7 protein-coding genes and 2 pseudogenes are annotated in these 7,518 nt (G+C 63.3%); all 9 read right to left on the reverse strand.

The genetic code is table 11. The annotated features are described in order from the left end of the window. A pseudogene (locus ROS217_RS22215) lies at positions 1–2,235 on the reverse strand (strawberry notch-like NTP hydrolase domain-containing protein); the annotation flags it as partial. A 103-nt stretch (positions 2,236–2,338) separates the two neighbouring features. Next, positions 2,339–2,491 carry an antitoxin PaaA2 family protein gene (locus ROS217_RS22220; RefSeq protein WP_009820264.1) on the reverse strand — a complete coding sequence of 51 codons (153 nt, stop codon included), beginning with the start codon at positions 2,489–2,491 and terminating at the stop codon, positions 2,339–2,341. Next, a complete protein-coding gene (locus tag ROS217_RS24525) occupies positions 2,481–2,645 on the reverse strand; it encodes a hypothetical protein (protein ID WP_009820263.1) in 165 nt (54 codons plus the stop codon). Before ROS217_RS24525 ends, ROS217_RS22220 begins: the two co-directional genes overlap by 11 nt. Before the next feature lie 94 nt (positions 2,646–2,739). Then, entirely contained in the window at positions 2,740–3,258 is a 519-nt protein-coding gene (locus tag ROS217_RS22225; RefSeq protein ID WP_008282927.1) for a type II toxin-antitoxin system YhaV family toxin, read from the reverse strand. Then, on the reverse strand, positions 3,255–3,581 hold the full coding sequence (locus ROS217_RS22230; protein ID WP_005668772.1) for a type II toxin-antitoxin system PrlF family antitoxin: 327 nt from the start codon (positions 3,579–3,581) through the stop codon (positions 3,255–3,257). The genes ROS217_RS22225 and ROS217_RS22230 overlap by 4 nt, the downstream gene beginning before the upstream one ends. A 123-nt stretch (positions 3,582–3,704) precedes the next feature. Next, entirely contained in the window at positions 3,705–4,358 is a 654-nt protein-coding gene (locus tag ROS217_RS22235; RefSeq protein ID WP_009820262.1) for a DUF6927 domain-containing protein, read from the reverse strand. Further along, positions 4,358–4,951, reverse strand: coding sequence for a hypothetical protein (locus ROS217_RS22240; protein ID WP_009820261.1), 594 nt, complete (start codon positions 4,949–4,951; stop codon positions 4,358–4,360). Before ROS217_RS22240 ends, ROS217_RS22235 begins: the two co-directional genes overlap by 1 nt. Positions 4,952–5,027: 76 nt before the next feature. After that, a pseudogene (locus tag ROS217_RS22245) lies at positions 5,028–7,010 on the reverse strand (ParB/RepB/Spo0J family partition protein). 156 nt (positions 7,011–7,166) lie between these two features. Further along, on the reverse strand, positions 7,167–7,518 hold a 352-nt coding region (locus tag ROS217_RS22250), incomplete at its 5' end, for a DUF3768 domain-containing protein (RefSeq protein WP_009820258.1).

Below are 7,518 nucleotides of genomic sequence, written 5' to 3' on the forward strand. Positions count from 1 at the left end.
ATTAGTCTCTCCCGAGGCGTCGTGACGCCGGTCGCTGTCAGCGCGGCCTCGAGATTGTGATGAATCGTCCGAACGCACTGCATAGGCGTCGTAGATCTCGATCTGAGCCGGGGTCAGCGCGTGTTCCAGCACATCGTATTCAACACCGTCGAAGCTGAGGGCACGCGCTGTGTAAAGCCCGAGCGTCTTTAGATCGCGCGCGACCACCTCCATGGCGGCGACACCGCCAGCTTCCATCGCCGACACAAAGCTCTCGCGGCTCGGGAAGGGATATTCGGGGCCCTGCCCCCAGAGCCCCAGCCGCGCGGCATAGGCGAGGTTGTGCACGCTCGTGGCACCCGTGGCCGAGATGTAGAAGACGCGGGCGCGGGGTGCTGCCAGTTGCAGCCGTAGGCCAGCAAGGCCCTGCTGGGAGGGTTTGACCCCCCTGCCCTGCTCAGACCCTGCCGCGTTCTGCATGGCATGGGCCTCATCGAAGGCCAGAACGCCGTCAAAGTCTTCACCCATCCAGGCGAGGATCTGGCTGAGCCGCGTGGTGCCGCATTTGCCCGCGGACCGCAGCGTGGCGTAGGTGACAAAAAGGATACCGTCGCCCATCGGGATGGGCTGGTCCGGTTTCCATTTGGAGAGCGGCTGGATGTCGGCAGGCGAGCCGCCAAGATCGGTCCAGTCGCGGATTGCGTCCTCGATAAGCGTGGCGGATTTGGAGACCCAAATCGCCTTTCTGCGCCCGGCCAGCCAGTTGACAAGGATGAGCCCGGCGCATTCGCGCCCCTTGCCGCAACCGGTGCCGTCGCCGAGGAAATAGCCAAGGCGATAGGCACGTGCATCCGGGTCATCATCGGCGCGCGTCAGCTTGGTCTGGTCATCATCGATGGTAAACCGACCGGGCAGATCACGCCCATGGGCATCATGCGCCATGATGATGGTTTCCAGCTGCGCCTCTGAGAGATCTCCCTGCTCGATCAACCGTGCGGGCAGGCGCAAGTCATCACTACCCGTGTTTGAGGGCACCGGCGGCGCGACAGAAGCCATGGCGATGCTTTCGACGAGCGGGGTGGGATGTTCCTGCGCACCCGCGATCTCGATCCGCTGCGGACGGTAGCGCGCATAGATGTCCGAGATGGGCATGTTGTTGCGCGGGATATCAAGGCTCGTGAAAGTGAGCGGGACAACGGCATTGGCCCATGCTTTGGAGGCGGTGACAACACCGGCAGCGGTCTTGCGCGGGACAGATGCTGGACCGATCGGTCGCGCAGGAGTAACCGCTGCCGCCCGTTGGACGGGGCGTATCTCGGTCCGGGTTGCGGCCACGGCATCGACATATGCCAAGGCTTCACCCAGATCCCGGACATTGGCGCGGATCATCTCGCCACCCTCCTGCACCTTGTCGAAGACCATGAGCTGGGTTTCGACAGAGGTGCCGAGCTTGCGATAGACCTGTCCCGGCATCGTCAGCGCCAAGCGCGGCGTCAGGAGACTGCAGGCGCGTGACCAATGCGCGGCATCGCGTTCGGGCGTGAATCCCGGCGGCATGATCGCCACCAGCCGCCCACCGGGTGCCAGACGCTTGGCAGCCGCGACGAGATGTTTGGCGGCGATGTGTTTGTCCCGGGAGCGGTCGACCGAGGAGGCGAAGGGCGGATTCATCACCACGACGTCGGGTAGAAGCGGCGACTGCAGCAGATCGTCGATATGCTCGCCGTCATGGCCCGTCACCTCGCCGCCGAAAACCGCGCGCAGGAGGCGCTGGCGAAAGGGGTCGATCTCGTTGAGCAAAAGCGCGGCACCAGTCCGGGCGGCGAAAGCGGCCAGTGCACCGGTGCCCGCCGAGGGCTCCAGCACGGTCTCGCCCTTGCGGATCGCTGCGGCCCGCACCGCCATGGTCGCGAAAGTCAGCGGCGTGGAAAACTGCTGAAGCCGGATCTGCTGCTCTGACCGGCGCGTTTCCGTCAGCAGCCGCGAGGCAAGCAGCCTTGCAGCGGCGATGTCACCTGCCACGCCGTCCCCACGCAGCAGCACCTGGACAGCCGCGGCCTGCATCAGGTCATATGCCATGCGCCAGTCCCAGGCACCGCCGGCATCGCTGCCAAGAAACGTCTCGCGCATGACGCGCGCGAGCGCTGAGCTGCGCAGGGGTTGGTGGTGGATCTCTGTGCCGATAAGCGCTAGCGCAGAGGCGAGATCGGCTTCGGAGATTGCGAGAGCCGGGTTGGCCGTTCTGGGTTTGGACATGGGGATTTTCCTTTGGAACAGGGTCTGAGTTCCAAAGGACAAAAAGCCCGCTTTCGCTTTTCAGGGTGACGGGGGTCAGACCGCGCTGACCTCCAAGGCTTGGTCAGGACTTGGGTTCGACCTCCCGTTTCGCATCAATCAATGCCTGTGCGGCCTGCATCACCTGAACTTGAGATGTTCCCGTGCATTCCTCCTCCAGCGCGGCCTGCACCTTCGCGCGAAACCACGCGTCATACGAATTGACATCAGCCGCCACGGAAATGCTCCTCGAGCCCGATATCCAGCAGCTTGCCGAGGTCATCGGGCATGTCTGCAACGTGCACAGCAATTGGGAAACGGTGCCCCGTCAGGTCAGGCGCGCATTGCTCCTCTAGCCCGAGGTGCTGCCTATCCTTTTCCGTTTCGTCCATTGTGCTTTCTCCGACCGTATTATCAGCCGATGCTACATCTTCCAGCGGGGCGTCGTAAACGATAATGCCAAAGGGTCACAGCAAGCTGGCCCACTTACCGATCGGGCACCGCTTCAAGGGAAGTTTCGAACCGCTTGCCCGCCGCTGCAGCTTCTTTCAAGAGCGCGTCGAAATTGTCAGGTGGATTGCCATCTTCCAACATCCCTTTGAACGTCGCATAGGCATCCGTCTTGCTGCCATAGGCGCGCAGGGTCTTGTCGTCGTTCACCCAGGCCACCACGATGACCTTCGCATCGCTGTTGAACCGATAGAACAGCCGATACTGCTGGAAGAATTTCGCCCGGAACCAGTGCTTGCGGTGATCGCCGAGTGTGCCGCCTTGCCGGAAGGCGGCGGCACCCGGATCTGCCGGTATGGCCTCGGTGACCAGCTTGAAGATGGCGGCCAGCCGTTTCGTCGGGTTTTTCTTGCGCCAGGTCTTAGGATCGCGTGCCTTACGCGCCTCGACCTCTTCAATCAGCCCTTCGAGCTGATCCAGAAAGAGCGGATGCGCATAAATCGACCATCCGTTTACGACAAGGGGCGCTTGGGCGGGCACGCTATCGCCGCTCATTCATCCTCGAGCGATAGCGGCGCATCGAGATCGACGTCAACGTCTCCGACCAGTGCTGCAAGTCGGTCATGCAAAGCCCCATCGAACGCCCGAATGCGGTCCGGATGCGCCTTGATATCGGCCTCGACAAAATCGAGAAAGGCTCCGAGCACGGGATCTTCCTCGTCGCTGCGCACGGGCTCGATATAGACCCTGCCACTCGGCTCGGTGCAGTAACGAATCTGGTCGCCCTTGCCCAGCTTGAGCTGTTTGCGCACACCCGCCGGCACGGTCGTCTGATACCGATCCGTGAGTTTCGAGACATCTTGTGCGAGGGCTGTCATGGCAGTCTCCTGAAGAAAAGGGTCTTTGCTGGCCGCGATAGGTAATGCATTTGCATTGCCTTGTCAAGATTAGACGCAGGATCTGCTGTCACCGGGCAGGTCGATGAACCGTCCGGCGCTGACCTATTCTCGCCCCGCCAGAAACTCCGCCAGCACGGGACTGGCCTCGCCCTTTGCGGAGCTGAGCAGCTCCGAACCCGCAAGCGAGGCCTTCGACAGGCGTACGAGCCCGCCGGTTTCCTCGATGCGGTAGCAGCGGCGCTTTTGTTGCCCGCGCCAGTAGTGCGTCGCGGTGACAATCTGGCAGATGCTGCCATCGGTGAGCGTCACGGGTGCTGCGAGTTTGATCTTGTCTCCCTCCTCGTAGTCCGGGATCGCAGCCCAATCCCGGCAGCGCTGGCGCCAGGCATGAGCATAGCTGTCTGGGTCTTTCAGCTCGGACAGCAGGGCCAATAGGCTCAGTGGCGCGCGGGATTCGACCGGTCCCGCGCTTTCCTCCATGTCCTTGTAGCCCCAGCAGCCGTCATCATATCGGGTAAGGAATACGGCGGCGAAAGTGATGGAGCCATCCGCATCGGTGACATAGGTCGTGTCTTCGACAGGGGTGCCGTCGATATTTGTGACCTTTGCCGCCGCGTACCAAGTCGAACCCACCTTGCAGGCTTTGACCAGTTCCGTCTTGCGCCTTTCGCCCTCGAAGGTGCACAGCCGAGCAATCTCCGCTTTCTCATCCGCGTAGGTCTGGACGCGGCCGTCGGTGTAGAAGAGCCAACCCATCACGCCGCCCTCCGGTCATCGATTTCCATCAGCGCATCGAGCGGCACGCGGTAGGGCTGCATGGCGTCGAAATCCTCGCAATTGCCGCAGTTCTGCACGATCGCGAAGGTGTCGCAGGCATCCTTGAGGATGACCCGGAAGGTGCCGCCGAGGCCCGAGGGCACTTCGTAGGTCCCGCCGATGAGATAATCCGAGGCCCGGCGTTTGAGGACGCGGATGCTGTGGCCATCGGTGGCGAGCCGGATGGCCCCCCGCCCCCGGTCGATGAGAACCTGCACGTCATCCAGGATGTCGGTGTAGAACTGGCCGGTCAGATCGCGAAACGCCATGCGGCGCTGCGCCATCCAGTCGGTGTCCCGAAACGGGTTCATGCCGTCGGCGAAAGCAAAGGAGGGATCGGCCTGCTCGGTGGTAACGATGCGGGTGGTCGTGCCGTCGATGCCGTTGGAGCGCAAATGCACGCCATTGCCGACGATCAGGATCAGGGCAGGCCTGTCCACGGGCCCGTTCCAGTTGGGCAGGAAGGTTTTGCAGGCGCGTGCATGGGCGATCTGCGCCGCAACAGAGGACGCAGAGAACTTGAGTATAGCCATGGGGATGTCTTTCGGTTGGGTGTGGGAGGGTCGACCCGCGCGGGTGGTATGGTCCACGCGCGGGTCGCGTGAGGACTCAGGCCGCTTGCGCGACCTCGCTGTCAGGCTCCGGGGTTTCCGCAGTGGGCTCCGCCTCATCAAAGGCGACACCGGCGGTCTGCATCATAGGCGGGCACCAGGCGGCCACGGCAGCGCGCTGCGCGTCCGTGAGTGTGGCGAAGGGCTCGGCGAAGAGCTTGTCACAAAAAGCAACGATCTCTTTCTTGCTCGACGAGGCCCAGCGTCACCGCCTCTGAGCCAGACCCAGATCCTCGCCGAGGATCTTCAGGAGCCAGGCCTTTTTGAAGCGATTGAAGAGCGCCGCATTCGGCGTCCAGTGGGCGCGAATGTCGGGCATGATCTCGATCTCGAACGCATGCATCAGGCTGTCGCGCTGGCGGTCCCGCGCGAAGCAGGACTGCGTGGTGCTGGCGGTGGCATAGGCGACCAGCTTGGCCTTCTCCTCTGCCTGAAGGGCCCGAAACGCCGCGAACTGATCGGCGGGCGGGCGGGTGTCATCGAGCCACGAAAGGTCAAGCGCATCATGCGCCGCCGCCACCTGCTCGAGCGAGGTCTCGTCGATCTCGTCCATCTTGGCATGGCTGCGGTATTCCTTGCGGGCATCGATCTTGATCGCCTGCGTGACACTCATGCCGCTGGCCAGAACGTCGCTCACCAGCTTGAAGAGCGTCAGATCAAGCGTGGCTTCCGGATGCAGCGCCATCGCGGCCCCAAGCGCCATAGCTCGCTCGGTCTTGAGGTCCTCGGCCAGTGAGGCCGGGTAGGTGATTTCGCCGGCGTCCGGGGCCTCCTCCCCGGTCTGGTTGCCCGAAGAGCCGCGCGCGCCCTCCTCTTTGACGGTGTCTTCCGGGCGGACGAGACCAACATGGAGTGTGATCTGCCCACCCTGCCACGACGCGATCACCCCAGACCGCGCGAGGTCCTCGGTGCTGTAGGCCTCCTGCAGGTCGCGGGCTTCCTCTTCCAAGGCGTCCACGCGCTCGTAAAGGGCATTGTAGGCACCGTCCTCGAGCCCCTCATCCTCCATCTCGAGCTGCAATTTCTCGAGCTCGGCGGTGATCTCATCGATGCGTTTCTGGGCAGTCTCGTCGGGCTCGATCGGGCCGGGATAGACGCGGCCGTAGTCGGCCATGGTCGCGTAATCATAGCGCACCATCGCATCGGCCCAGGCAAAGCCCAGCTTTATGCGAGCCTCTTCGGCAGCGGCACCGAGCTTCTCGAGCAGGATGGTCTCGACCAGTGCTGCATCCTCGAGCACGGAATGCTCTTCCAGAAGGTCAGCCGTGACAGCGCCGCCGCGGGCCTCGTAGTCCGCGCGCACGAAAGCCCCGATATCATCGCTGACCTGCACGCCGCGGGATTTGAGGGCCTGACGGACGGTATAGGCCTGCAGATAGCCGCCGTCCTTCGTGAGCGCCTCGAAGACCTCGCGCTGCGCCTCCTGGCTCGGATGCTCGGCGAAGGCCTTCATCGTGTCGAGCGTGATCACCTTGCCCCGGGCCGCGGCGCGGATGTCGGGGTGGATCAGGCCATAGCGCAACCGGCCTTTCACGGCGGCCACCGTGGTGCCGAAAGTCTTTGCGATAGTCTCGGGCGTCTGGCCGTCGACCTCCATCATCCGCGCGAAAGCCTCGAACTCGTCGATGGCGTTCATCGGTGCCTGGGTGATGTTCTCGGCGAGCGACAAGGCCGTGGTGACGTCGCAGTCGTCAGGGACAAGGCGACAGTCGACCTTGGTTTTGGCGGTGAATCCCTTGGCGGCCTTGTCGGCAACCAGCTCCTTCAACGCTGCATGGCGCCGGCCGCCGGCGAGGACGGCGTACTTGCCGTCGAGCTTCTGGACCAGGAGCGGCTGGAGCAGACCCAGAACGGCGATGCTGGCCTTCAGATGCGCGATGTTCTCGGGATCATAGGTTTCTGGAGAGTTGCTGCGCACATTGGCGGGATGCGGGACCAGATCGCCGATGGCGACGGTGAGAGGGGCAAAGCTTGTGGTCATGGGATATCCTTCCAGGTGGGTGAGGTGTGGCCCGCGCCTTCACGCGCGTGACCAATCCCCGGCTTCAGGGATCACCACGACAAAAGGCCCGCTTTCCCTTTTGAGGGGCAGCGGGCCTTCATCGTCTCAGATGTCAGGGGGGAGGTGTCCCCTCCCCTACCAGTCGCGCGCCAGCATGATGGTCAGCACGCGCATGGTGGTGGCAGGATTGTCCGGGGTCTCAGCCCCGTAGCGGAAATCCGAGTCTGCCTCATAGAGATCGATCTTCCAGAACACGGTCTCGCCCCGGATCTCGATTGCCCCGAAATCGTGCCATCCTTCGGGATCATTCTCAGGCTCGAATGTATCGAACGCACCGGTGGCCTTCACCGCCTCGGCCATGAAGCCGTCACCGGCCTCCATGAGCGAGCGGGTGACATGCATTCGGCCCTGGATGGGCTGCACGGGCGGCACCCCGAGGCATGCGAGCTTGCGAAACGCGTCGTTCTGCGCCGCGATCACACTCGGA

Origin of the sequence: Roseovarius sp. 217, from assembly GCF_000152845.1 — a bacterium.
GTDB lineage: Bacteria > Pseudomonadota > Alphaproteobacteria > Rhodobacterales > Rhodobacteraceae > Roseovarius.

Excerpts from the sequence above, each read along its gene's own strand:
- ROS217_RS24525 (WP_009820263.1), bottom strand. The coding sequence starts at position 2,645 with ATGGACGAAACGGAAAAGGATAGGCAGCACCTCGGGCTAGAGGAGCAA.
- ROS217_RS22225 (WP_008282927.1), bottom strand. The coding sequence starts at position 3,258 with ATGAGCGGCGATAGCGTGCCCGCCCAAGCGCCCCTTGTCGTAAACGGA.
- ROS217_RS22230 (WP_005668772.1), bottom strand. The coding sequence starts at position 3,581 with ATGACAGCCCTCGCACAAGATGTCTCGAAACTCACGGATCGGTATCAG.
- ROS217_RS22235 (WP_009820262.1), bottom strand. The coding sequence starts at position 4,358 with ATGGGTTGGCTCTTCTACACCGACGGCCGCGTCCAGACCTACGCGGAT.
- ROS217_RS22240 (WP_009820261.1), bottom strand. The coding sequence starts at position 4,951 with ATGGCTATACTCAAGTTCTCTGCGTCCTCTGTTGCGGCGCAGATCGCC.